Annotated in this window: 23 protein-coding genes and 1 tRNA gene; 9 read left to right on the forward strand and 15 right to left on the reverse strand. The window is 65.9% G+C overall.

The window, feature by feature from the left end; translation table 11 throughout:
* Positions 1 to 81 precede the first annotated feature (81 nt).
* The 8 genes from HALKA_RS0101385 to HALKA_RS0101420 form a co-directional block, all read right to left on the reverse strand.
* A complete protein-coding gene (locus HALKA_RS0101385; RefSeq protein WP_018256312.1) occupies positions 82 to 735 on the reverse strand; it encodes a cob(I)yrinic acid a,c-diamide adenosyltransferase in 654 nt (217 codons plus the stop codon).
* Positions 728 to 1453 carry an adenosylcobinamide amidohydrolase gene (locus HALKA_RS0101390; protein WP_018256313.1) on the reverse strand — a complete coding sequence of 242 codons (726 nt, stop codon included), beginning with the start codon at positions 1451 to 1453 and terminating at the stop codon, positions 728 to 730. The genes HALKA_RS0101385 and HALKA_RS0101390 overlap by 8 nt, the downstream gene beginning before the upstream one ends.
* Positions 1446 to 2495 carry a threonine-phosphate decarboxylase gene (locus HALKA_RS0101395; RefSeq protein WP_018256314.1) on the reverse strand — a complete coding sequence of 350 codons (1050 nt, stop codon included), beginning with the start codon at positions 2493 to 2495 and terminating at the stop codon, positions 1446 to 1448. The genes HALKA_RS0101390 and HALKA_RS0101395 overlap by 8 nt, the downstream gene beginning before the upstream one ends.
* A 47-nt stretch (positions 2496 to 2542) precedes the next feature.
* On the reverse strand, positions 2543 to 3088 hold the full coding sequence (locus HALKA_RS0101400; RefSeq protein WP_026190112.1) for an NTP transferase domain-containing protein: 546 nt from the start codon (positions 3086 to 3088) through the stop codon (positions 2543 to 2545).
* On the reverse strand, positions 3088 to 3849 hold the full coding sequence (gene cobS, locus HALKA_RS0101405; RefSeq protein ID WP_018256316.1) for an adenosylcobinamide-GDP ribazoletransferase: 762 nt from the start codon (positions 3847 to 3849) through the stop codon (positions 3088 to 3090). Before cobS ends, HALKA_RS0101400 begins: the two co-directional genes overlap by 1 nt.
* Positions 3846 to 4787: an adenosylcobinamide-phosphate synthase CbiB gene (gene cbiB / locus HALKA_RS0101410; protein ID WP_044956468.1), complete on the reverse strand. Its 942-nt coding sequence runs from the start codon at positions 4785 to 4787 to the stop codon at positions 3846 to 3848. The genes cobS and cbiB overlap by 4 nt, the downstream gene beginning before the upstream one ends.
* Positions 4784 to 5425 (reverse strand): HAD family hydrolase, encoded by a 642-nt coding sequence (locus HALKA_RS0101415; RefSeq protein WP_018256318.1) that lies wholly within the window; start codon positions 5423 to 5425, stop codon positions 4784 to 4786. The genes cbiB and HALKA_RS0101415 overlap by 4 nt, the downstream gene beginning before the upstream one ends.
* A gap of 292 nt (positions 5426 to 5717) precedes the next feature.
* Positions 5718 to 6701: an aldo/keto reductase gene (locus HALKA_RS0101420; protein ID WP_026190113.1), complete on the reverse strand. Its 984-nt coding sequence runs from the start codon at positions 6699 to 6701 to the stop codon at positions 5718 to 5720.
* A 954-nt stretch (positions 6702 to 7655) separates the two neighbouring features.
* Between HALKA_RS0101420 and HALKA_RS0101425 the strand changes: the two genes are divergently transcribed.
* The gene (locus HALKA_RS0101425; RefSeq protein WP_018256321.1) at positions 7656 to 9509 is read left to right on the forward strand and encodes a S9 family peptidase; all 1854 of its coding nucleotides are present in this window, start codon (positions 7656 to 7658) and stop codon (positions 9507 to 9509) included.
* A gap of 72 nt (positions 9510 to 9581) precedes the next feature.
* Positions 9582 to 10631 carry a glycosyltransferase family 2 protein gene (locus HALKA_RS0101430; RefSeq protein WP_245545306.1) on the forward strand — a complete coding sequence of 350 codons (1050 nt, stop codon included), beginning with the start codon at positions 9582 to 9584 and terminating at the stop codon, positions 10629 to 10631.
* A 105-nt stretch (positions 10632 to 10736) separates the two neighbouring features.
* Here HALKA_RS0101430 and HALKA_RS0101435 read toward each other — a convergent pair whose 3' ends face one another.
* From HALKA_RS0101435 to HALKA_RS0101445, 3 genes are all read right to left on the reverse strand, one after another.
* Positions 10737 to 12068, reverse strand: coding sequence for a hypothetical protein (locus HALKA_RS0101435; protein ID WP_018256323.1), 1332 nt, complete (start codon positions 12066 to 12068; stop codon positions 10737 to 10739).
* A 191-nt stretch (positions 12069 to 12259) separates the two neighbouring features.
* Positions 12260 to 13114, reverse strand: a complete 855-nt coding sequence (locus HALKA_RS0101440; RefSeq protein ID WP_018256324.1) for a DUF7847 domain-containing protein — start codon at positions 13112 to 13114, stop codon at positions 12260 to 12262.
* A 162-nt stretch (positions 13115 to 13276) separates the two neighbouring features.
* Positions 13277 to 13567, reverse strand: coding sequence for a DUF7692 domain-containing protein (locus HALKA_RS0101445; protein ID WP_018256325.1), 291 nt, complete (start codon positions 13565 to 13567; stop codon positions 13277 to 13279).
* A gap of 464 nt (positions 13568 to 14031) precedes the next feature.
* Here HALKA_RS0101445 and HALKA_RS20675 point away from each other — a divergent pair, with 464 nt between their 5' ends.
* Positions 14032 to 14538 (forward strand): DUF3800 domain-containing protein, encoded by a 507-nt coding sequence (locus HALKA_RS20675; RefSeq protein ID WP_126967051.1) that lies wholly within the window; start codon positions 14032 to 14034, stop codon positions 14536 to 14538.
* Between the two features lie 965 nt (positions 14539 to 15503).
* Here the strand turns inward: HALKA_RS20675 and HALKA_RS0101455 are convergent.
* Positions 15504 to 15577 (reverse strand) — tRNA-Tyr (locus tag HALKA_RS0101455).
* A 211-nt stretch (positions 15578 to 15788) separates the two neighbouring features.
* On the opposite strand from HALKA_RS0101455, the gene HALKA_RS0101460 reads away from it, so the two are divergent.
* The 4 genes from HALKA_RS0101460 (at position 15789) to HALKA_RS0101475 (ending at position 20318) form a co-directional block, all read left to right on the forward strand.
* Positions 15789 to 16385: a double zinc ribbon domain-containing protein gene (locus tag HALKA_RS0101460; protein WP_018256327.1), complete on the forward strand. Its 597-nt coding sequence runs from the start codon at positions 15789 to 15791 to the stop codon at positions 16383 to 16385.
* Between the two features lie 227 nt (positions 16386 to 16612).
* Positions 16613 to 16801, forward strand: coding sequence for a transcriptional regulator CdrS (locus HALKA_RS0101465; RefSeq protein ID WP_012807698.1), 189 nt, complete (start codon positions 16613 to 16615; stop codon positions 16799 to 16801).
* Between the two features lie 2 nt (positions 16802 to 16803).
* Positions 16804 to 17997 carry a cell division protein FtsZ gene (gene ftsZ / locus HALKA_RS0101470; RefSeq protein WP_012807699.1) on the forward strand — a complete coding sequence of 398 codons (1194 nt, stop codon included), beginning with the start codon at positions 16804 to 16806 and terminating at the stop codon, positions 17995 to 17997.
* 224 nt (positions 17998 to 18221) lie between these two features.
* Positions 18222 to 20318, forward strand: a complete 2097-nt coding sequence (locus tag HALKA_RS0101475) for a hypothetical protein (protein ID WP_018256328.1) — start codon at positions 18222 to 18224, stop codon at positions 20316 to 20318.
* A 2-nt stretch (positions 20319 to 20320) separates the two neighbouring features.
* On the opposite strand, the gene HALKA_RS21240 is transcribed toward HALKA_RS0101475, so the two are convergent.
* The gene (locus HALKA_RS21240) at positions 20321 to 20458 is read right to left on the reverse strand and encodes a DUF7503 family protein (protein ID WP_018256329.1); all 138 of its coding nucleotides are present in this window, start codon (positions 20456 to 20458) and stop codon (positions 20321 to 20323) included.
* Positions 20459 to 20695: 237 nt separating this feature from the next.
* On the opposite strand from HALKA_RS21240, the gene HALKA_RS0101485 reads away from it, so the two are divergent.
* Positions 20696 to 21280 carry a DUF7504 family protein gene (locus HALKA_RS0101485; RefSeq protein WP_018256330.1) on the forward strand — a complete coding sequence of 195 codons (585 nt, stop codon included), beginning with the start codon at positions 20696 to 20698 and terminating at the stop codon, positions 21278 to 21280.
* A gap of 52 nt (positions 21281 to 21332) precedes the next feature.
* On the forward strand, positions 21333 to 21911 hold the full coding sequence (locus HALKA_RS0101490) for a HalX domain-containing protein (RefSeq protein WP_018256331.1): 579 nt from the start codon (positions 21333 to 21335) through the stop codon (positions 21909 to 21911).
* Positions 21912 to 22004: 93 nt separating this feature from the next.
* On the opposite strand, the gene ncsA is transcribed toward HALKA_RS0101490, so the two are convergent.
* Positions 22005 to 23003, reverse strand: coding sequence for a tRNA 2-thiolation protein NcsA (gene ncsA / locus HALKA_RS0101495; protein ID WP_018256332.1), 999 nt, complete (start codon positions 23001 to 23003; stop codon positions 22005 to 22007).
* A gap of 38 nt (positions 23004 to 23041) precedes the next feature.
* On the reverse strand, positions 23042 to 23746 hold the full coding sequence (locus tag HALKA_RS0101500; RefSeq protein WP_018256333.1) for an alpha/beta fold hydrolase: 705 nt from the start codon (positions 23744 to 23746) through the stop codon (positions 23042 to 23044).
* Positions 23747 to 23756 lie beyond the last annotated feature (10 nt).

A 23756-nucleotide genomic window follows, 5' to 3' on the forward strand; every position in this document is an offset into this window, starting at 1 on the left:
ACAGCGATAGTCGACCACGATACCGGAGAACGGCGATAGGTCCAGATTACCGGAGTCGGCCGGCGACACTCGATCCCGAACTCAGAACTCCGTGCCCTTGCGCGCACCCTGGCCGTCGTCCAGCGGGTGGCGTTCCTTCGCGACGTTCGTGACGAGATCGGCGTACTCGGTCAGGAACGCCGGGCGCTCGTGGCCGCCGGTCAACACCAGTTCGAGACCCTCGGGTGCCGACTCGATCAACTCGATCACGTCCGCGGGCGCGAGCAGGTCGCGGTTGGCGGCGTAGAGGATCTCGTCGAGGACGAGCATGTGGAGGCCGTCTTCGGGCGGGCCGTCGAGTGCCAGCGGTGCCGAGAGGTCGGCGGCGGTGGCGGCCTCGATCAGTTCCTCCGCGCGAGCCAGCGCGCCCCGCGCACGAGCGGCGTGTTCGTCGTCGTCGCTGCCGTCGAGGAAGCCGTGCCAGCCGTAGTGGCCGGCGTTCTCGTAGGAAAAGCCCGGCAGTGCCGCGATCGCGTTGTACTCGCCTCGGACGTCTTCGACGCTGCTGGTCCCCCCTTTCATGAACTGCAACAGGTGGACCCGATAGCCGTGGCCGGCCGCCCGCATCGCCATCCCGAGCGCGGCGGTCGTCTTCCCCTTGCCGTCGCCCCACCAGGCCTGTACGAGGCCGAAGTCGTCGGGCGCGCTGGCTGTGATCGGTTCGGCCCGCGGACCGCCGTCCGTGTCCTCACTCATACTCGCAGTTCCGGGGGGCGAACACATCGGCCTGACGATCGGTCGTGACACCGTAGCGTGCGTCCGCGACCGAGCCCGGCGGCTCGTCGTCGGCGTACCGCGCCCGGAAACTGGCCCGGACCGCGTCGCGGACGCAGGCCCGCCCGGCGGACCCGACCGTCGTCGCACTGCCGGCGAAGTCGGCCGGATCGCCGTCGGTGGCGGTTCCGACGAGGACGGCGTCGCTCGTCGTCCCCGGAACCCCGACCAGCCGGGACAGCGTCGCGGCCTTGGCTTCGACGCAGGTCGCCAGCAGTTCCGCCAGCGTGCCGTCGTCGAGGGCCCGGTCGGTGCCGACGACGAGGTTGACCGTGCCGGGACGCCAGGTGTCGTCGGTGTCGCCCGCTCTGTTTCCTTCGTGAGAATCTGGTTCGAGGGGCAGCGCAGCCGGGTTCGAGAGCCCGACCGTCGCCAGGACCGTGACCGGTCCCACAGTGGCACAGCGGGCGTGAGTCACGTCGACGCCCGTGAGCAGACCGGGGCCGTCGATCTCGAATCCCGCGCGTCGGCGGCGTTCGGCGACGTAGCTCGACAGGTCCGTGCGGTCGAACCCCTCCGGAACGGTGACGTTGTAGACGGCGTCGGCGCGTCGATACCCCCCTGTCGGACCGGTCCCCAGCCAGCGGCTGCCGTCGCTGCGACACTGACAGACGCCGTCCCGAATCCGGGCCTCAAGCATCGAGGACGCCCAGCAGCTGCTGGTTCTCGTCGGGCATCCGCACGGCGATCCGGACGTGTGCGTCCAGCCCGCGGAACGTGCGGGCGTCCCTGATCGCCACGTCGTGTTCCCGGACCGTCGCGAGCAGCTCCTCGACCGTGTCGCGCCCGTCGAGTTCCAGCAAGAGGAAGGGCGCGTCGGAGGGAGACACCCGGAAGCGACCGGCGAGCTGTGTCCGCATTCGCTCGCGCTCGGCGCTGACTCGCTCTCGGGTCGCCGCGACGAACTCCGTGTCACGCAGGCAGTGGGTCCCGACGGCGGCCGCCGGCCCGCTCAGCGACCACGCGATCCGGGCGGTGTCCAGTCGGTCGCGGTGTCTCCCGGTGGCGACGGCGTAGCCGGCCCGCAGCCCCGGCAGCCCGTAGAGCTTCGTCAGCGCGCGGGCGACGACGACCCCCGGCGTGCCGGCCAGCGAGGGCTCGTCGGTGAACCCCAGGAACGCCTCGTCGACCAGCAGGGTCGTGTCCGCGTCGCGACAGCGCTCGGCGAAGGCCCGCAGTCGCTCGGCGTCGTAGCACTCGCCGGTCGGATTGTTCGGGTTGCAGACGATAGCGAGGTCGTGGCCGGCCGGGTCGGCGTCGAGGATCGCGTCGTGATCGACGAAGGCGGGGGTAGCCCCCTGCAGGCGGACCTCGCGGGCGTACTCGCCGAAGCTCGGTGCCGGGACGAGGACGGAGCCGCCCGGTTCGACGCTCGTCTGAAGCGTGAGCCGGATCGCCGCCAGCCCGCCCGCGGTCGGAATGACCTCGCGGGCCTCGCAGTCGACGACCGTCGAGGCGGCGGCACGAAAGGCACAGTAGTCGTCGGGCGGATACCGCCGGGCCGACGCGAGCGACGACTCGTACACGCGGGCGGCCCCGTCGGGCGAGCGCGGATTGGTGTTCGCGCTGAAATCGAGGACCCAGGGGTCGTCGGCGCTCCCGTGTGGCACTCGCCCCTGCTCGTCGACGGCCTCGTTCTGGCCACCGGACTCTCGTAGCTCGTCGACGGCGTCGGGAAGCATACACATCATACCGGCCGTAACGCGGATAATTCTTTCGCGCGTGTCGATCAGGAACGGAGCCACTCGCGGGCGACGGCCGCGTCGCCCGGACGGTTGACGTTGACAGCCAGCCGGGGCTCGTCGACCACGAGCGTGCGGGACGGCTCGCCGCCGACGACGTTGACGCCGGTCGGTGCCACGGTCCGACCGTCGTGGTCGAACGTCGTGTCGACGCTGACCCCCAGCTCGTGTTTGCGGGCGGCCGGCACGGCGACGGTGAGCGACCCCGACTCGTGGGCGCGACGGAGCCGGTCCAGCACAGCGCCGGTCAACAGGGGGAGATCCGCCGCCACGGTGAGCGTCGGGCGGGCCAGTCTGTCGTCGGCCAGCGCCGCGTCGAGGTCGGCGACGTATCCCTCGCCCGGCGTCTCGACGGTCGGGACGGAGACGTGGGCCGCCGTCTCGGGCGTCGACGGCGAGGTCGCGACGGCGACCGACGCGACGCCGCTCGCGTCGAGCGCGTCGAGCACGTAGTCGATCAGCGGACGGCCGGAGACCGGGGACAGCGGTTTCTCGCCGTCAGTGTCGAGGCGGGTGCCTCGGCCGCCGGCCATCACCAGAGCGTCCACGCGATCACCCCCAGGTGGAGCGCGGCCAGTCGCGCCAGGTCGTTGGTCGCTCCGAGCACGTCACCGCCGACGCCGCCCAGCGTGACGGCGGTCCACCGCTCGACGGCCAGTGCGACGGCGACGGCTCCGATGAGTGCCGATCCGGTCGCGACCAGTCCGCTGCCGCCAGCGAGCCGGCCCAGCGCCACCGCGGGGAGCGCGACGACGACGGGGAGCCACAGGTCCCGCCCGTCGGCCTCGTTCAGAAACGAGGAGCCAAAGCCCTCGTGGCTCGGCGTCCCCCGACAGATCAGCGTCGCCATGGCGAGCTTCGCGCCGACCTCGCTCGCGAGGACCACGACGACGGCCCCGGCGACCGGCAGCGCGGCGAGGGCCAGACCGGCGAGTGCGATCCCCACGAGGTCGACGCCGAGGGCCAACAGCGCCCCGACCCCGACGGTCGTGTCGGCCATCACCTCCCGCCGTCGCTCGGCGTCGCCGTGGACGACCGCGGCGTCGCCCAGATCGGCCAGCCCGTCGGCGTGGTTGACGCCGGTGACCAGCACGACGCCGACGACGAGCGAGAATGCGACCGTCGGCGCGGGCACGGGGAGCACGACGGCCGGTGCGAGCAGGAGTCCGACGAGGTAGCCGGCGAGCGGGAAGGCCGCCGGCGTCGCCCGAAACGCGTCGAACGCCCTCTCACCGTGGCCGACCGGGAGCCGGGTGAGAAAGCCGAGCGCGCCACGGAACGCGGCACCGATCACGGTAGTCCCCCCACCGCGGCCGTCGTGACGACCGCGAGCGCGTACGCGAGTCCGCCCGCAACGGCGACGGTTCGGACCGATCGCAGTGAAATTTCCGTCGAGGGTAACTGCTCGCCGCCGTCGAGTGCGTACACGCCGGGCTTTTCGAGACGAACGCCGTGGGCGGCCGCGAGCACCCCCATCGGCCAGCCGGAGTTGGGCGAGGGTACCCCATCCAGCCACGGTCGTGCGCGCCGGAGCGCCGCCGGGTCGCGTGCCGCCGCGGCGATCAGGAGCGCGCCGATCCGGGCCGGGAGCCACATCACCGCGTCGTCGAGGCGCGCGGGAGCCCACCCGACCGGTTTCGAACGATAGCCGAGCATCGAATCCAGCGTGTTGACGGCCTTGACCCACGCCGCCCCGCCAGCGCCGAGCGCGAGCGCCGGGACCGGCGAGAGCACCGCCGCCTGACCCACGACGACGCCCGCGACGAACGCGGCGAGTGGCGCGACCAGCCCGTCGGCGAGGTTCTCGGCCGCGCTCTCGATGGCCGCGCTCCGGACCTGACCCGCCGAGAGCGTCTCCGCGTCACGACCCGCGAGCGCCCGCAGTGACCCGCGAGCGGCGTCGAGATCCGTCGGCGTGGCCCCGATCGTCGAGCGGGCTTCCGACAGGAGCATCCGGAGACTCGTCGCGACGAACAGGGCACCACCGGCGGCAGCGACCGCGAGCCACGTCGACGCGCGCCCGGCCGCGACGACGAGGACGGCGACGGCGACCGCGGCGGTGAGCGGCACCGCCAGCGCCCCGACGGCACCGACGAGACGGGGGCGTCGCCACGCCCGATCCAGCGGCGCGACGGCACGGCCCAGCCAGGCGACCGGGTGAGCACGGGCCGGGGGCTCGGCCGCGAGCAGTTCGAGCGCCGCCGCGGTCAGGACCGTGAAGGGCGCGATCACGGTGGCTCCTCCCCGGACGCTCCGTCGGCGGCGGCCGCGAGCCACTCGGGCACCGCCGAGAGCGCCACGTCGTCGAGTACGAGCGCAGTCGCGCCGACGCGGTCCGCACCGCCGTCGGTACGGGCGTCGTCGCCGACGTGGACGAGTTCGTCGAGCGGGACCGCGAGCGCCGCCGCCGTCCGCTCGAAGATCGTCGGGTGGGGCTTGCGCCAGCCACAGCCGACGCTGGTCACGACGGAATCGACGGCGAGGTCGGCGCGGTCGAGCGTCCGTTCGACGAGGCCGGGGACGCTGCAGTTCGAGCAGACCGCCACGGGACCGTACTCGCGCGCGCTCGCGAGCGCGGTCCGAGCGCCGTCCCGAACGGTCACTGGCGAGTCGAACGCCGCCAGCGTCGCGTCGTGTGCGGCCTCGGCCTCGATATCGACGCCACGACTGGCGAGCGCGAGTCGGACGTGCTCGTCCAGCGGTGCCTCCGCGCCCCGTTCGTACTCCCGGTGTGAACTGCGGTAGGCCGCCTCCCAGTCGGACGGGACCGTCACGTCGCGGGCGGCCAGCGCGTCGGCCACGGCCGCCCACGGCTCCTCGGGTCGGTCGGCGTCTACGAGCGTGCCGAAACAGTCGAACGAGACGACCACGAGCGTGTAGTTACCGCAAGCACACTTGAACTGTGCGGTGGCGGAGCCGGCCGCTCTGACGACGGGCGTGCGCGTGGCAGACGACCGTCAGACAACGGTCAAGGTCTTGTCACACACTCGGCCGATACCTACCATATAGCGTATACATCGAGCCGCGTTTACAGTCAGATTCGATAAATGAACCGCCAGACTCGAACGCTACGGTTCGGTTTCGGAGAGGCGACGTTCGACTGCCAGATAGTCGCGTCGTTTCCCGTAAACACGGTCAGTAAACCGACACGAGGGGCGGGAACTACCAGCGGTGGTGAACGTCGTCGAAGACGTACTTCTCGTAGATATCGCGGATCGCGCCGTGGGTCTGATGAGAGAGCGGCGCGGCCTGACTGGCGGCGGCGTTCTGGCGGATGTGTTCGGGCGAGGTCGAACCGGGGATCACCGTCGACACCGCTTCGAAGTCGAGGATCCAGCGCAGCGCGGTCTGGGCCATGGTGAGCTCCTCGGGGACGTGCTCGCGGAGCGCGTCGACGGCGTCGAGCCCACGCTCGAACGGGAGCCCGGCGAAGGTCTCGCCGCGGTCGAAGGCCTCGCCCTCGCGGTTGTAGTTGCGGTGGTCGTTCTCCGGGAACGTGTCGTCGCGGGAGAGTGCCCCGGTCAGCAGTCCCGACGCCAGCGGCACGCGGACGATGACGCCCACGTCGCGGCGCTTGGCCTCCTCGAAGAACAGGTCGGCCGGACGCTGGCGGAAGGGGTTGAAGATGATCTGGACCGCCTCGACGCCGGGGAACTGGATGGCCTTCAGGCCCTCCTCGACCGTCTCGACGCTGACGCCGTAGTGATCGAGCGCGCCCTTGTCTTTGAGTCGATCCAGCGCCGCGAACGTCTCGGGCTGGTAGAAGGCGTCGGTCGGCGGACAGTGGAGCTGGAGGAGGTCCAGCGTGTCCTGATCGAGGTACTCTCGAGAGCGGTCGACGAACGCCGAGAGGTGTTCGTAGTCGTAGTCTTCGGCCACGTGGGGGTCGAGCCGGCGGCCGGCCTTCGTCGCGACCGTCACGTCCTCGTCGCGCTCGTCCAGGACGTGTGCGATGTGGCGCTCGCTGCGGCCGTCGCCGTACACGTCGGCCGTGTCCACGAAGTCGATCCCCGCGTCGAGTGCGGCACGGATCGCCTCCCGGCCCTCCTCGTCGGAAACGTCGCCCCAGTCGCCGCCAACGTTCCACGTCCCCAGTCCGACTTCCGTCACGTCGATACCTGTCGTGCCGAGTGGTCGATGACGCATACCCGACCCGACGGGTCTTGGCTACTTGTGTCTGTCACCTCCGAGGGCCCGGAAAGCCCGATGCGCTGTCGAGACCTGCGGCTGTTCCGGCACCGCAGCTGAGAGGCGTATCGAAAAATGTGGGACGGGGGCCGGACCGTGACAGGGCGAGCCGTGCGACCGTCCCACGGCGGCGAGCGATCACACGGCAGTCGTGTGGACGCCGGAAGCTGCACTCGTACGGACTTTTGTCGACCGCTCCGGGATCGACCGGGCGGCGACGTGTGGTCGACCGGTAAATCGCTACAATAATCCGTATCAGACCCACTCGGCGCGGCGGACGTCGTACCCACCGCAGGCCGGGCAGGAGTGGTACTGGACCTGGAACGTCGCCTCGCATCGCATACACAGATACGGGCGATCTCCGTCAGCGTCCCCGAGGTGGGAAACGTTTCGTGCCTTATCGAACACTCCCATTGACGACCACACCCCAGGGTTGACGCCACGTCACTAAAAAGAGAGATGATCGTTCACGTCATTTTATCCGCCTCTCTTCCCCGGGTTGTTTCGATTCGTCGCCAGACGGTACGCGATGGCGACGCGGTCGGCGGCCGACTGTCTCCGCGTTGCTCGTGAGTCCGTCGACAGAAACGATCACGGTCCGTTCGCAACTGCAACGCCCACTCGCGACGGTCGGCGCTCGAACCGACCGCGCCAGCGGCGAACGCCACGCCGTCGAGACGACGGCCCCAGTAAGGAGCGTCTACGGACCGTGCGATGTAGGCCGTAGAGACCGCCTACTACTGCCGGCTGTACGTCTGTGACGCGTTTCGCGACCCCGTATCGCGAACATCTCGAAACAGTGATAGCCGGCCGCATACCGCCACGCCGACGATCCCGCACCTCACGGCCGCGACCGCGGAGATGCGTGCCACAGTCCACAGATTCATTGTTCGTCCGGAAACACGAGAGCCCATGGACGAGGACCTCCTCGAAGCGCTGGCGAGCCTGCCGACCTTCCACCACGCGACCGTCTCCCCCGACGGGAGCGAAGTCGCCGTCTACTACGACGAGACGGGCCGCAACGAGTTGCACGTCGTCGACGTAGCGACCGGCGAGCGAACGCGGTGGAGCGACGGCGAAGTGCCCCGGAACGCCCGCTGGCACGTCGAGTGGGGAGCCGACGGCGACCGCGTCTTCTTCCACCTCGACGACGACGGCAACGAGCAAAACGACGTGTACGCGATCGCTCGCGACGGCTCGGTCGAGCCAGTTGTCCAGCTAGACGGGCAGACGGTCCTGCAAGACGTGGGCGAAGACGGCGAAACCCTGCTGGTCGGATCGACGGCGAGCGGTCAGATGCAGCTGTACCGTCACGACTGCGCGACGGGCGAGACGACCCAGCTGACGGCGTACGACCGGGCCGTCGGCGCGGGCGTGCTGTCGCCCGATTGTGAGCGCATCGCCTACGCGACCAACGAGACGGACACCTTCGAGAACACGGACACCTACGTGGCCGACGCCGACGGATCGAACCCGCGGAACCTGGCGATCGGCGAGACGGGCGCTGAGGTCGGGCCGGTCGACTGGAGTCCAGACGGCGACCGGCTGCTGGTGACGGACAACACGGCGGATCTGGGCCGGTGTGGCGTCTACGATCTGTCGACCGACGAGGTGACCTGGTACGGGGGCGAGTTCGACGAGGACGCCGAGTCCTTCCTGCCCGGTGGCGACCGGTTTCTCGCGGTTCGGACGCGCGAGTGTGGGAAAGAAGTCGTCGTCTACGACGCCCGGACCGGCGCGGCGACGACGCTCGATCTACCATCGGGCGTCGCGTCACTCGGGCGTGCGGGCAGCGCCGTCGTCGACGAGGAACGGATCGTCTGCTCGCACACGACGCCGGATCGGCGACCCGAACTGCTGTGTTACGACCTCGCGACCGACGAGACCGAGCAGCTGATCGCGGCCGACTACGGCGACCTCGATCCCGATCAGTTCGTGGACGCCGAGCACTTCACCTTCGACTCTGCGGGCGTCGCCGAGTTCGACGACCGCGCCGGCCAGGGAGTCGAGAGCGACCCGGCGTCCCGCGAGATCGAGGCGCTGCTGTACGACAGCGGCGAGCGTCCGTCGCCAGCGGTCGTGAACCCCCACGGCGGTCCGCGGGGACAGGACACTCGCGGGTTCGACCTCTACACGCAGTTCCTCTGTTCGCAGGGGTACAGCGTCCTGAAGGTGAACTACCGGGGCTCGACCGGCCGCGGCCGCGAGTTCGCACAGGCGATCTACGACGACTGGGGCGGCAACGAGCAGGCCGACATCGCGACGGGGACGACGATCCTCGCCGAGAAGGAGTGGGTCGACGACGACCGGATCGCCGTCTTCGGAGGCTCTTACGGCGGCTACTCGGCGTACTGTCAGATGACGATGTACCCCGAGCTGTACGACGCGGGGGTCGCCTGGATCGGCGTCACCGATCTGCGGGACCTCTACGAGAACACGATGCCCCACTACCGGACCGAACTGCTGGAGAAGAACGTGGGCTCGCCCGAGGAGAATCCGGCGCTGTACGACGAACGCAGCCCCATCACTCACGCCGAGAACCTCGCCGCTCCGCTGTTGGTGCTCCACGGCGTCAACGACCGGCGCGTCCCGGTCTCGCAGGCCCGACTGTTCCGAGATCGCCTCGACGAACTCGGCTTCGAGGCGGGCGAAGACGGCGACTACGAGTACGTCGAACTCGGCGAGGAGGGCCACGCATCGACCGACGTGGACCAGAAGATCCGCACGTTCCGCACGCTCGCGGACTTCCTCGAACGCCGGCTCTGAGCGAACGAGGTCGTTTCTCGCCGCCGACGTAGGAGTCACATAACGAAGGTGCGATCGGTCGTCGTCGCTCTCGTGTACGAGACACGAGCGACGGCCGACGGGGCCAGCCCAGAGACAGCCACTGTCGAGAGAGACGAGCCGGGGCCGGAGCTGTCGGTCGTCGTCGTCACCTACAACGAGGCAGCGCGCATCGCCGACTGTCTCGACGCCGTGTTCGAGGCGTGTCGCGGCGTCGCCAGCTTCGAGGTGCTGGTCGTCGACTCGAACTCGACGGACGGGACGGTCGCCATCGCAGACGACTACGACGCGACTGTCCTCCGGATCCCCGACGACGCGCTGACGACCCCCGGTGCGGGCCGCTACGTCGGCACGCAGTGGGCCCGCGGTGACGCCGTGCTGTTCGTCGACGGCGACGTGGTCCTGACCCAGGGCGACTGGCTCGTCGAGGCCCGAGAGACACTCGCGAGCGACTCCTCGATCGCGGGCGTCGACGGACACCTGAACGAACGCCAGACGGAGGCACCGACCAGCGTCGACTATCTGCACGGCGTCGCGCTGTACGACCGCGAGTCGCTTGCCGAAGTCGGCGGCTTCCACCCGTTTCTGACCGCCTGGGAGGACGTGGATCTGGGGTTCCAGCTGACGCTCGCGGGGTACGAGCTGTGCCGGCTGCCGGCGGTCGTGGGCACCCATCCCGTCCCGGAGTCGTCGCTCGATCAGTTCCGTCGCTGGCGACGGGGGTACTACCGGGCCGGCGGCCAGGTCTGTCGCAAAGCCCTGCGCCGACCGGCGCTGTGCTGGCGGTGGCTGTGGTACTTCCGAGACAAGATCGCCACCACGGCCTGGCTCGGCCTGGGGGCGCTGCTCGCGGTCGTCCAGCCGCTGCTCGCTGCCGGGTGGCTGCTCGCGACGATCGCGGCCGCCGGACTGGTCTGTCAGCGGCTCGGCGTCGACGGCGGCCTCCGACGAGCGATCTCGGCGATACTGTTCCCGCTTGGCTTTGCCCTCGGGTTCGAGACGGTCCCCGACCGGGACGCGTTCCCGCTCGACGCCGTCGAGACGGTCCGGCGCGGGTCGGTGTGTGACGCCGAGGCCTCGCCCCGTCCCTCGCCGACAGACTAATACTGCCGGCTGTAAGTCTGTACAGAATTTCGCGACCCCGTTGTCGCGAATATCTTGAAACAGTTACAGCCGGCAGTATGAGACTGTTCGCGTCTCGAAGCGCGGTCAGTTGTACGGTGTCGGCCGCAGTCGGTCGTAGACCGGATAGAGGTACTCGTAGAACTCGTAGGGCGCGTTTCGCGCGCCCACGCGAAGCAGCTTCACCCAGGCGGGCTGGGTCGACCGCTCGACGTTGTCCGCGAAGTCGTTGTCTGCCAGCCACGTGACGAACGCCTCGGCGGCGTCGTCGGGGAGTGGCTCCTCGGGCGGGAGGTGGGCCTGGATGTCCTCCCAGTAGTACCGGACGTGCTCGTCCAGCGCCCAGTCGTTCGTCTCGAAGCGCTCGACGGCGTAGTCGTACCACTCCTCGTCGACCCGGTAGCCGAAGTCGTTGGGATCGACGCCGGCCAGCAAGAGCCCGGTCGCCGTCCGGACGCACTTCTCACAGCGGTTGCAGTTCCCGCCCGCGTCGTCGTACGTACAGGTCCGGATCACGAACGGAGAACCCGTTTCGCGGGCGTAGTCGGCCAGCAGTTCCAGCTTGTCCTGGCGCGTGATCTCGAAGGCGTCGTGGTGGCCCCGCGTGCCCGCCCACCGGACGTTGTCGTCGATGTCCGGATGCGATCCCCACGGCGACCCCCGACCCGACCAGGTGACCGACTCCAGCTCGAACCCGTCCCAGTGCGTCGAGCCCATGTGGACGACGCCGTAGCCCTGACTGTAGGCCAGCGGCGCACAGACTCCGAGCAGCCCGATGCCGTGGCCGACGCCGCTGTACCACCCGCCGTCCGTGTGGTGCTTGTAGTGGACGTTCAGCATCGTGTGATCGAGGAAATCAGAGATGTCCGCCGTGACGCCGTGGGTCGGACAGTCCTCCCGCTTCGCGAATCGATCCACGTGACCCATGGCCCGCTCCCAGCGATCGTCCTCGTCGACGCCGATCACCCAGCCCTGGATCGCGATCAGCGCCGGGTCCGCATCGCGATGTCGGACGTACGTCGCGAGCGAGTCGACACCGCCGCTGAACAGCTGTGCCGTCCCCTCGAACGAGCCAGGTTCGTGACGGTGCTCCGTGATCCGCTCGGCCCGGAGCGCCCCGCCGTCGATGAACGCGGGGTACATCCGCGACAGCGTGTCTCGGACCGCATCGAGGCTGTCGAGGAACTGCCGGTCGACGGCCTCGACGACGACGGTGCTGTCGGTCGCCCACGCGACCGGACAGACCTGTGCCAGCACCGGAATCGTCGCCACTCCGAGGGGCACCTCGCTCACGTCCACATCGTACGACACAGAAAACGTCGACCCGTCGAAGAAACGCCGCAGATCCCGCGAGTACTCGACGGTGTACTCGATCGAGCGCTCCCCGATCGACACGTCCGCGACGACGATCTCAGACATCCGTTACCTCCCGCCCCGGTCGGCGTCCGTCAGTTCCCTGCGTGCTCCGTTGATCGGTCATCCACTGCCAGCCAGGGACGGTCGTGGCTTAGTTACGAGACGCCTGCCGGCCGCTCGATCCCTGGGTAGGAACAGGCTGACGGGCAGTGAGAAGGGTCACTGGAAGAACGAACGTCGGCCGTCGAGGGCAGCTATCCCTCGGTGTGGTTGTCGTAGAACGAGACCGAGAACGCCGACCGGAACGGTGTCAGGACCAGCTGCGAGAGGAGCGAGTAGACGACGATCCCGCCCTGGGCGAGGAGCGTCGCGCCCAGTCCACCGGTCTGCGTTGCATCCATCGCCGACGCCGAACCCATGCCACCGGAACCCATGCCGCCCGTGAGGATCGGGACCAGGAAGAGACCAAACACCGGTGCCGCGACCAGCAGACCGATCACGAGGTTGATGACCCCGAACCCGAGCGCCTCGAGGATGTTGTTCAGGACGACGCTGACGCTGTTGCGGAACCCGTCGATGACGCCCACGTCGTCGACGACGATCGCAGTCGCGTAGAACTGGATGAAAAACATCACCAGCAGGAAAAAGAGTACGAGCCCGGCGATCAGGACGATCGAAACGATACCGAGACCGCCCAGCATCGCGTCGCTCGTCCCGCCAGTTCCGCCGTCCGCCATGGCCATCGCGCCGAAGCCGACGACGAAGATCGCGACGATGAAGGCGATGATTCCGTAGACGAACGAGAAGACAGCCTGAATCAGGTTCCCGATTAACACGGGGGCGTACCGATCCTTGCCGACCTTCTTGAACGTCTCGAAGGAGGTCTCTCTGACCCGTCCCTCGTAGGCCATCGCCAGCAGGCCAGCGATGACGAAGGGCGTAATGAAGAACGTCACTATCTGAAAGAGCCACGGAACGATCGGGATTCCGAACGTCGAGAGGGCAGTCTGGGGGAGTACGATCACCGCGTACAACGCCCCGATCGCGAACAGGATCGGGTTCCGGCGCAGTACGCCGAACGATTCGACGAATGATTTGATCGTCGCCATATCAACCAAGCCGCAAGACACCTACAAATAAATTGATATCGGGGATGCGCGCCGCCGAGCGCGGAGCCGTCGACGGGAGGACGAACGCGTCGTCGGCAACGAGATGGTCAGCGCCGGTCGGACCTGTGGACAACGATGAATTCGGGCAGATACCCGATCGTATCAGCAGTCATCGCTGTTTCCATAGACGTGGAAACGCTGCGGATCGACAGTAGTCGTCGTCTCGATGTCGATCTCGTAGCTACCGGGCACTCTCAGTGTCTCGGCGGCCTCCCGCCTCTGCCGAACCGTCAGATCGTCGCGGGCCAGCACCTCGCGGATTCGCTCGTCGATCCGCCGGGAGAACCCGGCGGACTGCACGAGCGCCGTCGTCTTGTTGCAGTCCCAGCGCTCGGCGGCCTGCTCGATCGTCTCTGTTCGGTGCGCGTGCGTGCCGTCTCCGCGGATTCGCATACCCGCCGCCCGTGAACACGACGGTAAATAGTGGTCTGCTCGGGTAACTCGAAGCCCGATTACGGATAAAGATCGCTACGGCCCATACCCATCACGGCTCGATCACGCCGACGGCCCAACCCGATCGATCGTGAGTATGCACACACCCAGTTCGCGCTCGTGTGCATATGGGGATGAACGGATTTCTCGACGTGCGAGCCCTTGGGGTTAACAATTCAGACCCAAGCTTTGTTCTATTTCCACTATCATCAGATATGCTTCCACTTTTACCCCGGTTTGCGAACCTTCTTCAGCCTCCCACACGAACTGATTGTTAATCTAAAATGCCATATTACGGAGACATATCCGGTGATTTCCGGAACCTTCTCAACGAAGATTGTGAGGTGGTGGTTGTGGCTGTCGTTGGCGGTACTCATCATGATTGTTACCGATGTCCGAAGAGAGCGGTTCGTAATGCACCGCAGATGGATGAGGCAAAATGGTATGATATGAAGACAGTTGAAAAGAGACGGTTCATGGAATGTTTAGGCGAAAATTCGCCACCACTAGAATTCGGATATGCAGTCTTTGAGTTAGACGACTTCACCAATCTGAGATCTCATTATAAGCTATTCCAAGATGTTTCATTCCCTCCCATTTGGGATATCGCCATTCGAGGAATTGCTTATACTGAGATCCTATACGAGCTATCCGGAGACACCAATATCGAGTTCTATCCCGACCAGTTTAGATCGGGTGTACAGACAGACAAGCTTTGTGAAGTGATCGAAAACCGTCTAAAAAAGGCAGAGATCGAATGTGTATCGTCTGAACAAGTAGATGGTGTACAAGCGGCAGATTGCTTGGCCGGTGCTGTTGCAGAAGAACAGAAGGGCGGAACTCCCTGGCTAGAACACACTAATGCTGAGTCTCAAATAGCGGAATGTTCAAGTTGGACACTGATAGAACTGGAACGTCTTCTCGTCTCTTGAGAACCGGCCCGTGATTGGCCTCCCACCCACTCGCGTGCGATAGACAGAAACCAAGCGAATTTCTGCCACGACGCACGCTGAGGTGCTGTTCGCACCCCTGCAGGGTCATCGACCTTTCACGGCGTTATCGGTGATTGAACGTAGTGTCCTCACAGTGCTAAATCTTGTGGCTCGTCGATCGGTCAGTGAAATTAGAACAAAACTCCAGATATGCTATGCAGCAGGTATCGTAAAGGCACTTTGTATCCGAATGGAATTCTGAATAACGACCTGTCTTTTACTGAACCCCACCAGCCAATTGCTCGTTCGCTGTTTGAGCGAACGAGCAACCATGTACGGAAAGATCGACGTCGAAGACGCGCTGTTCGGCACGATCTTCGCCGCCAGCGCGTTCGTGACGAACGGAATCGCGGCGATCAACATCCTCGGCAACGAGCTGGACGCGGCGGTGTGGACCGTCCAGGGAACGGACATCACCTTCGCGTTCCTGCTGACGCTGGTCGCGCTGTTCGGTGCCTACGCGACGAACCGCGTCAACCGTAGCAGCGGGAAGTCCTACGAGATCGACACCGATCTGGCGAACATCGCCCGCAGAGAGGGTCGCCGTCGAGACGTACCTCGCGCTCGGGACGGCGTCGCTGGTCCTCGTGACTGGACTGAACGTCCTCGGCGCACACGAAGAGTGGGTGCGACAGGACGGCGATTCACCACTTGTCCCGCGTGGGACTCGGGATTTCGGGGGACTTCACCGGAAAGCGATTGCTCCGAGAGAGTGGCCGAAGCGCGTGCAAACACAGCTTTGGCTGTCTGCCATAGTTCAGCTGAAAACGGGATCCGTCCTCCCCAATTTGAACAGATGCCAGACGTTCCTGCTCGGTCGCTTCGCTCCCTGCGCGGGTCTGCAACTGGCGTGTTCGAATCGTGTCGGGAAATGGTTCACTGCTCACTGTCGTTCGCAGGAAAAATCCGCCCTCCCCGATTTGAACGGGGGGCAAGTCGATCTACAGTCGACTGCTCTACCAGTCTGAGCTAAGGGCGGTTGCACTCGAACGTAGCGCCGGTCCCAGACTTAACGGTTATCATTCTGTACGAGGGCGGGAGGGTCTCACAGCCACACCAGTCCGTCAGACAGCGGCGGCGACGCCCGCGTAGTTGGACGGACAGAGACGAGACGCAAAACGGTGGCAGACGGGCGTCAGACGCCGCGGGAAGATTAAAATACCCCGGCGATAATGTGTATGACGAGTCGAATGAGTAAGATCACGTTTCGCGCCGACGACGACCTCATCGATCAGCTCGAGGAGTTCGACGCTTCCAAGAGCGAGGTCATGCGCGAAGCGCTCCGGGAGTATCTGGAAGCGCCAGACGAATCGCCGGGGGCCGGCGACGCGTCCGGCGACGCCGACGGCGGCGACGGCAGCATCGACGATCTGATCGTCGACCGCGTGGACGCGATCATCGAGGAGCGCCTGAACGGCAGGCTCCAACCGCGGGCTCCCCAGGACGTGAACGTAAACATCACGCTGGAGGGCGAAAACGCCAGCCGAGAGGCGGTGTCGGACGATCAGTCGGCGGTGTCACACGACGGTCGGCACGAGTCGTCACACGCCAGCACCGATCGTAAGACACCGAGTCGCGAGGACGACAGTGCACCCGCGGGCGGACGTAAGACGTGTGGCCAATGTGGCGAAAACCTCACTGGTGATCACGTTTACTGCCCGAACTGTGGTGAGAAGGCAGCCCACCGCGTGTTCTGTGACTGCGGTGACGAGCTCCGGTCGGACTGGGGTTTCTGCCCGAGTTGCGGGCGTCGAACCCCGGCAGCGGACGTGCTCGATAACAACTAAAGTGACGAGAACGCGCATTAGAGCGACCATACTGTCGTAAACGCTGGGTTGTCATACACCCGCCACAACCTTTATTATACTACACTCTGTGGTATGTTCTGCGTAAGACGGTCGTCTTACACGGCGCGCCACACGGTGGATGTCCCGCCGTCATCCGGCGATTGCGCGGTGTAAAACGTGCGGTCGGCGTGTAAACGCCCGCCGTCTTACCGGGGAACGAGATAACTATGGAGCGTGTGACACTACGGATTCCGAAGCAGCAGATCGAAGAGGTCGAACGAATGGTCGAAACCGGGGAGTACCCCAACCGCAGCGAGGCTATCAGGTCCGCTGTGCGCGAGATGCTCGCCGAGCAGGAGGGCGGCAAAGAGCGACCATCTGAAAAACGCGAACGGCGCACCTACGTGAGGGCCTAACGATGCAGGACATCGTCAAGGAAGCCCTCGAACGCGACGAAGCGGAACAGCAGCAACTGTCCGACGCGGACGTCGACGGATTCGGTGACCCCCGAATCGTCATCGTCGGCTGTGGCGGAGCCGGTAACAACACGGTCAACCGTCTGTACAACATCGGCGTCGACGGTGCCGACACGGTGGCGATCAACACCGACAAACAGCACCTCAAGATGATCGAAGCCGACACGAAGATCCTCGTCGGCAAGTCCCTGACCAACGGGCTCGGTGCCGGTGGCGACCCCTCGATGGGCGAGCGCGCGACCGAGATGGCACAGGGCACGATCAAGGAAGTGCTGGGAGACGCCGACCTGGTGTTCGTCACCGCCGGCATGGGTGGCGGGACTGGGACCGGTGCAGCACCGGTCGTCTCGAAGATCGCCAAAGAGCAGGGCGCGATCGTCGTCGGCATGGTGTCGACGCCGTTCAACGTCGAACGCGCCCGCACGGTCAAGGCCGAGGAGGGCCTCGAACGGCTTCGCAACGAGGCCGACTCGATCATCGTGCTGGACAACAACCGCCTGCTCGATTACGTCCCGAACCTCCCGATCGGCAAGGCGTTCTCGGTGATGGACCAGATCATCGCCGAGACGGTCAAGGGGATCAGCGAGACCATCACGCAGCCGTCGCTGATCAACCTCGACTACGCCGACATGACCTCGATCATGAACCAGGGCGGCGTCGCGGTCATGCTGGTCGGCGAGACACAGGACAAAAACAAGACCGAAGAGGTCGTCAAAGACGCGATGAACCACCCGCTGCTGGACGTCGACTACCGCGGCGCGAGCGGCGGACTGGTCCACATCACTGGCGGCCCCGACCTCACGCTGAAGGAGGCCGAAGGGATCGCACAGAACATCACCGAACGGCTCGAAGCCAGCGCCAACGTCATCTGGGGCGCGCGCATCCAGGAGGAGTACAAGGGCAAGGTCCGCGTGATGGCGATCATGACCGGCGTCCAGTCGGCGCAGGTGCTCGGCCCGTCCACCCAGAAGCAGGCCGACAAGTCCCGCGAAGCGATCCAGGAAGTCGGTGACGACACCAGCTTCGACGCCAGCCAGAACGTCGAGGAGTTCGACGATCAGGGCGGCCAGAGCTACGGACACACCGACGGCGGCCGGGACACCAAAGAGAAGAACAACGGAATCGACGTCATCTGACCCGGCGACGCGGCACCCGGTTCGGACTGTCGACTCACTTTTTGGCCGCGATGACTCCCAGACACGGACGATCAAGCAGATGCCAGCGACGGCGACAGTCGAGCAACAGATATCAGTGAGTAGTAAATAGTACTTTTGTCCTGCAGGCCGTGCGTGACGTGTAGAACACCGGTCGTCCGCCGACCGCCGTCCCGAATCCTATGGTTACCGATACGACGCCGTCGATGACAGCGGTCGAAGCACCCTACGGGTTGCGACTCGCCGATCCGATCGAGGGGGCACAGTTTACGCTGCTTACCCAACGCCCAGTGACGCCGGCCTCGATCGACCCGTCGACGTTCGCGCCGCCCGTCGATACGGCCGCCGTGATTACGGCCACGACGCTAGAGACCCCCTATCAGGTCGACGCGCTCGTTCGTGACGACGAGCTCTCGATCGTCGCCGAATGTACCAGCAGCGAGCGGACCGCCGTCGGACCCGGCGAGTACTACGTCGAACTCTCCTCGGCCAAGATGAAGCTGTACCTCTACGTCGAGGGCGAGGTCGTGTTCGAGCCCGGAACCGATCAGGTGCGGCTCTCGTTTCCGGGTGCCAGCGAGCTCCGGGTCGGCGTTCGGTCGCTCCACGAGCAGCCGGCGGCGACGATCACGACGACCGACGACCTCGAAGCACTGGCGACCGCGCTGTCACAGCTGGGCTCGGCGCTGAAAACGACGAGCTGTGAGCGGTCGTTCCCGACACTCCGCGGACACCCGCCGTTGATCGAACGCGGCCCGGAGCTTTCGGTCCCGGCGGCGCTGTCCGCGCCGGAGACGGGCGTGACCATCGAGGTGCCGCCGCGGCTGGACGCGCTCTTGCCGATCGCGTCGCTGGCGTACTACCTCGGTGCGACCGTGGAAATCGGATCGCGTCCGATGCTCCACGCCGACGGCTGGTCGCACTCGCTCGACGGCGACGACGGCTTCGAGGCGACCGTCGCGCGCGTGCTCAAGCAGGTGTTCCTGCTGGACTGCGTCACCCGGACAGAGGGGATGTACGACGTGCCGCTGTACGAACGGGACCGCGTCGAAGCGACCGTCGATCTGGACTTCCCGGCGCTGTACGACCGGCCACTCGCAGACCAGGTCCGCCAGTACCTACAGGTGCCCTACGAGGCGATCGCAGAGGCGGTCCCGACGTGGAAGCTGACCGCCGACGTCGTTCCGGAGTCCACGGCACTGCCGGTGTTGCCCTTCCTCGCCGACGAGCTCGCGGTCGTTCGCTGTCCCGACGATCCCACGGCCACAGACGGCGCGAAGGCGGACCTCTCGCCGAAGGTGACCTCTTTCTTCGATACGTCGGACCGCGGGGGCGAAGCGTTCGTCAGATCGACGGCGACCCGAAGCGAGACCGCGACTCGGGGACTCGACCAGACGGTGTTCACGCCCGAACCGGCGGACAGCATCGAACAGACCTACGTCGGCGAGGGGATCCCGCTGGGCGCGAGCAAGATGAGCGTCGAGGAGTACGACCGCCGGCTGGAGTTCGACGCCAGTTCCCGCGAACGGACCCGCATTCTCGTCGTCTGCAACGACCCCCAAATGAGCGACGAGAACGTCGTCGGCGACATCTATGGCACGCGCGAGTGGATCGAGTTCGACATCACCACGCGCGAGCAGGTCACGACCGACGAACTCGCCGACCTCCTCGCCGCTGACGCCGACTTCTTCCACTACATCGGTCACGTCGATCCCGACGGCATCCGCTGTACCGACGGCCACCTCGACGCCGAAACGCTGACCGAAGTCGGCGTCAACGCGTTCCTGCTCAACGCCTGCCAGTCCTACAGCCAGGGCCGCGCGCTCATCGACGCCGGTGCGATCGGCGGCATCGTCACCCTGACCGACGTGCTGAACAAGACCGCGACGGAGATCGGCCGGACGGTCGCCCGGTTGCTCAATCAGGGGTTCTCGCTGCTGTCGATGCTCGGCCTGCTGAAAAAGCGAAACCGGCTGGCCCAGCGGTACATGGTCGTCGGCGACGGCAACGAGACGCTGGTCGAGAGTGAATCGGGATCACCGTACTCTGCCACGGTAAACCGTATTTCAGAAGATGAGCTTACACTATCGCTCAAGAGCTATCCTACAAAAAATTATCCGATTGGATCCATTAGCCGACCACATCTACCGGGGATAAATAAATACTACATTAACTCAGGTGAATTTGGCAGCTATCGCTTATCACAAACAGATCTTGAGGAATTTTTCGAGATGCAACGCATACCCGTCGTTGCTGGAGAACAGCTTTTATGGAGTGGCGATCTTCAGGTTGATATTTTGTGACTTTACGGACCAGCGAAGGTCGACATACCAGCACCAGCAGCAGCGCCGGCCTGCGTCAGCAGTAGCAGCACGGCAAAGATCATGCCGATGAGTTTCGGGTGCGATGCGAGCGTGTCCTTGACAGATTGTGTCTGGCTCATAGCCACTTGTGTACAGGGGACACAGAGAAATATATTTATCTAAAGAATAATAATAAATTATTAGTTCAATTATCTCCATCAAATACGGGAACCGGTGCAGTCCGGCGAATTGGAGCGCCACCGGGACGTGTTGTATTGGGGATCTAAGACGAGTGAAGATATTTGTCGGTGTAGAGCCATCAGTACGGTAGTGAACGACAGAACCCACACCGTGATCGTAGTGAGGAGGGCGGTGCTGTGACCGAGAACTTCGATCTCGGACCGGCCGTCGCGGACGCGACGAACGTGTTGCTGGTCGCGCCGGGCGTCGGAGACACTGCAGACCGGCTCTGCTGTGATGTCCTGACGGCCGACGGGCTGCCGGAACACGTCGTCGGGGTGACGATCAGTGACGGGCCAGAGGAGAAGGCCACGCGGTGGCGAGAGCTGCTCGGCCCGGCACCGTCGCTGTCGATGCTGGGGATCGACGGCGTGACCCGCTCGGCCGCGGTCCAGCAGGCACCGACGGCCGACGACACGACCGTCGAGTATCTCGACAGCTCCGAGCCCATCCGGGAGCTCGGCGAGCGGATCGCGACGAAGATCCACCGCGAAACCGACACCGCGGTCTGTTTCGACTCGATCACCGACCTCCAGGAGTGTATGGGACGTGAAACCGCCTTCGAGTTCCTGCACGTGCTCGGCTCGCGCGTCAGAGCCGGCGGTGCGACCGGCTACTACTACATCGATCGGACGGTCCACGACGAAGAGACGATGACGCTGTACTCGACGCTGTTCGACGCCGCGATCGAGGTCGGCTCGGACACCGACGGAGGCAACTGATCGTGCAGCGCGCACGCGTGGCGTCTCCCGGTCCGGCGATGCGAGGGAGACGATGAGCAACGCGGCGTTCGATATCTCCGTGACCGACAACGTAGTCCTGGTCTGTATCGACGACGACGGCTGTCGCCAGCGGGTGACGGCGGTGCTGCGCGAGGAGTGGCCCGTCAGGACGGCGATCGACTCGGAGGCGGCCCTCGACAGCCTCGACGAGGCGGTGTCGGTCGTCCTCGTCGACGCCAGGGACGGTATCGAACAGGCGATTCCACGCCCCCAGCGCGACGAGCGCCCGTTCGAGCTGGCGGCGCTGGTCGACGAGTCGATCGACGGAACCGACAGGGCCATCGAGTGTGTCACCAAACCGATCTCGCCGCAGACGCTTCGCGCGACGGTCGAGCGCCTCCAGCGCCGCGTCGAGTACGACCAGCTCCTCGGGCGCTACTACGCGGTCGCCAGCGAGTACGCCGCCACGGCCAGCGGACACAAGCGAGAGCCAGAGGCGGTGTCGGAGCTGAAAGAGCGGTTGTCGACGATGCGGACACGGCTCGACGAACTCGCCGACGGCCTCGACGACCACGACGCGTTCTCGGTCGCACTGGGCACGCCAGACGAGACGGAGCCGCCTGACGAGTGATACGGGGTAGTTGAGATCGTTACCGGATCGATCGTACGCCGTCGTACGGTCGACCGGGCAAACGGCGACAATAATCCGTACGAGTTCGTGAAATTACACCGCTTCCAGCGCGTCCAGCAGATTGCACTTGCGGCAGCGGTCCCGGCCCGTCGGAGCGCCACAGTTCTCGCACTCGCCGAAGTCGGCGTCGCGGTCGTCTTCGCTGCGGTAGGCCTCGGCGGCCAGCGCGGCGAGTTTCTCGTAGCCGGCCATGATCGAGTGGCGCGTGCCGGGGTGGTTCTCTTCGAGGCCGAGCATGAGGTCCTGTATCTCGCCGCGATAGGCCTCCTCGGCGTGGGGACACTCGGTGATGTGGGCCGGCAGCTCCTCGAAGCGAGCGTACAGAGCGACCTCCTTTTCTGGGATGTCACGGAGTGGTTTGGCCCGCGGGATGTGCTGGTCGGTCTCGGGACGCTCTCGGTCGGCGGGTCCGTCGCCGTCGGCGTCGAACGGGCCCAGCGACGAGTCGAAGTGCTGGGCGATCTGGGTCACGTCGCCTTCGAGGACGTTCATCAGCGCGGTCTCGGCCTCGTCGTCGAGGTTGTGACCCGTCAGCAGCTTGTCGGCGTCGAGTTCGTCGGCGTACTTCGAGAGGAGATCCCGGCGAAAGACGCCGCAGTACGCACAGGCGGCCATCCCCTCGGGATCGTCCTCGACGACCTCGTCCATGCGCACGTCGAACTCCTCGTCGTAGCTGACGACCTCGTGGCGGATGCCCAGGTCGTCGGTCAGCGTCACCGAGGCGTCGAGGCTCTCGTCGCGGTACCCCTCGATGCCCTCGTGGATCGACAGCGCGACGAGTTCGATCCGCGGGTCCTCGGCGAACACGTCCTGTAAGATCTGCGTGAGGACGACGCTGTCTTTGCCGCCCGAGAGCCCGATCACCCACGTCTCCGGGTCCTCCGGCGTGGCGTCGCGAGGCACCAGTCCGTCCTCGCGGATACGGCGACGGACGCGCTTCTCGACGGTCCGACAGAAGTGCTCTTCGCACATGTGCAGCCCCGAGTAGGCCGCGTGCATCACCGCCGGTGTGCCACACTTGTCACACTCCATCGGGTGTCCGTAGCGGACGTGGTAGGGTCAGGGTTTCGTTACGAGACGACCGCGTCCCGTCCCCGTTCGAGCGCCGACAGCAGCGTCGGGACGTGTTCGTCGCGAGACCGCGAGGAGAACAGTTCGTGGCCGCCGTCGTACAGTACCGTCCGGGCCGCGGGCATCCGCTGGCCGATGGCGCGCGTCGAGACCACGCGATCGGTCAGCGAGCAGAAGACCACCGCCTCGTCGTCGATCTCGGGGAGCGTTCGGTGCGCCCGTTTCGTCGCCCGGAGGAAGGCCGGCGAGACGCGATCCGGACCGTCGGCCAACTGCTCGTCGGTCGCGTGCTCGCCGATGAGCGATCGATCGCTGACCCCGCTGGGGAGGAGCTTGGCGTTGCCGGGAATCGAGGCGAAGAGATCGACGATCGGCCCCTGACGCGACGGCGGGTCGCCCCACCACGGACTGAGATACGTCGTCGTCACCGCGTCGAGGTCGGCGTGGGCAACGGTGAGACCGCCGGCACTGTGGGCCAGTACGGCGGGATCGTCGAGGTCGGCGGCGTAGGACTCGACCGGTCGGACCCACTGCTCGGACACGTCGGTGACGTGTGGCGGCAGGGTCGCAGTGTGGACTCGCCGGCCGTCGGCGGCGATTCGATCGATCAGCCAGCGGACCGGTTCGTGTGCCGGGCGATTCCCCCAGCCCAGGACGAACAGACAGTCTGGGTCGGACGCCTCCCCGAAGGTGTGAAACTCCATGGACAGACGA

The sequence above is a fragment of the Halomicrobium katesii DSM 19301 genome (assembly GCF_000379085.1).
In the GTDB taxonomy this organism is placed as follows: domain Archaea; phylum Halobacteriota; class Halobacteria; order Halobacteriales; family Haloarculaceae; genus Halomicrobium; species Halomicrobium katesii.

Coding starts and splice junctions, on each gene's coding strand:
- HALKA_RS0101385 (WP_018256312.1), bottom strand. CDS start 735: ATGAGTGAGGACACGGACGGCGGTCCGCGGGCCGAACCGATCACAGCC.
- HALKA_RS0101390 (WP_018256313.1), bottom strand. CDS start 1,453: ATGCTTGAGGCCCGGATTCGGGACGGCGTCTGTCAGTGTCGCAGCGAC.
- HALKA_RS0101395 (WP_018256314.1), bottom strand. CDS start 2,495: ATGCTTCCCGACGCCGTCGACGAGCTACGAGAGTCCGGTGGCCAGAAC.
- HALKA_RS0101400 (WP_026190112.1), bottom strand. CDS start 3,088: ATGGCCGGCGGCCGAGGCACCCGCCTCGACACTGACGGCGAGAAACCG.
- HALKA_RS0101420 (WP_026190113.1), bottom strand. CDS start 6,701: ATGCGTCATCGACCACTCGGCACGACAGGTATCGACGTGACGGAAGTC.
- HALKA_RS0101425 (WP_018256321.1), top strand. CDS start 7,656: ATGGACGAGGACCTCCTCGAAGCGCTGGCGAGCCTGCCGACCTTCCAC.
- HALKA_RS0101435 (WP_018256323.1), bottom strand. CDS start 12,068: ATGTCTGAGATCGTCGTCGCGGACGTGTCGATCGGGGAGCGCTCGATC.
- HALKA_RS0101440 (WP_018256324.1), bottom strand. CDS start 13,114: ATGGCGACGATCAAATCATTCGTCGAATCGTTCGGCGTACTGCGCCGG.
- HALKA_RS0101445 (WP_018256325.1), bottom strand. CDS start 13,567: ATGCGAATCCGCGGAGACGGCACGCACGCGCACCGAACAGAGACGATC.
- HALKA_RS20675 (WP_126967051.1), top strand. CDS start 14,032: ATGGATGAGGCAAAATGGTATGATATGAAGACAGTTGAAAAGAGACGG.
- HALKA_RS0101460 (WP_018256327.1), top strand. CDS start 15,789: ATGAGTAAGATCACGTTTCGCGCCGACGACGACCTCATCGATCAGCTC.
- HALKA_RS0101465 (WP_012807698.1), top strand. CDS start 16,613: ATGGAGCGTGTGACACTACGGATTCCGAAGCAGCAGATCGAAGAGGTC.
- ftsZ (WP_012807699.1), top strand. CDS start 16,804: ATGCAGGACATCGTCAAGGAAGCCCTCGAACGCGACGAAGCGGAACAG.
- HALKA_RS0101475 (WP_018256328.1), top strand. CDS start 18,222: ATGACAGCGGTCGAAGCACCCTACGGGTTGCGACTCGCCGATCCGATC.
- HALKA_RS21240 (WP_018256329.1), bottom strand. CDS start 20,458: ATGAGCCAGACACAATCTGTCAAGGACACGCTCGCATCGCACCCGAAA.
- HALKA_RS0101490 (WP_018256331.1), top strand. CDS start 21,333: ATGAGCAACGCGGCGTTCGATATCTCCGTGACCGACAACGTAGTCCTG.
- ncsA (WP_018256332.1), bottom strand. CDS start 23,003: ATGGAGTGTGACAAGTGTGGCACACCGGCGGTGATGCACGCGGCCTAC.
- HALKA_RS0101500 (WP_018256333.1), bottom strand. CDS start 23,746: ATGGAGTTTCACACCTTCGGGGAGGCGTCCGACCCAGACTGTCTGTTC.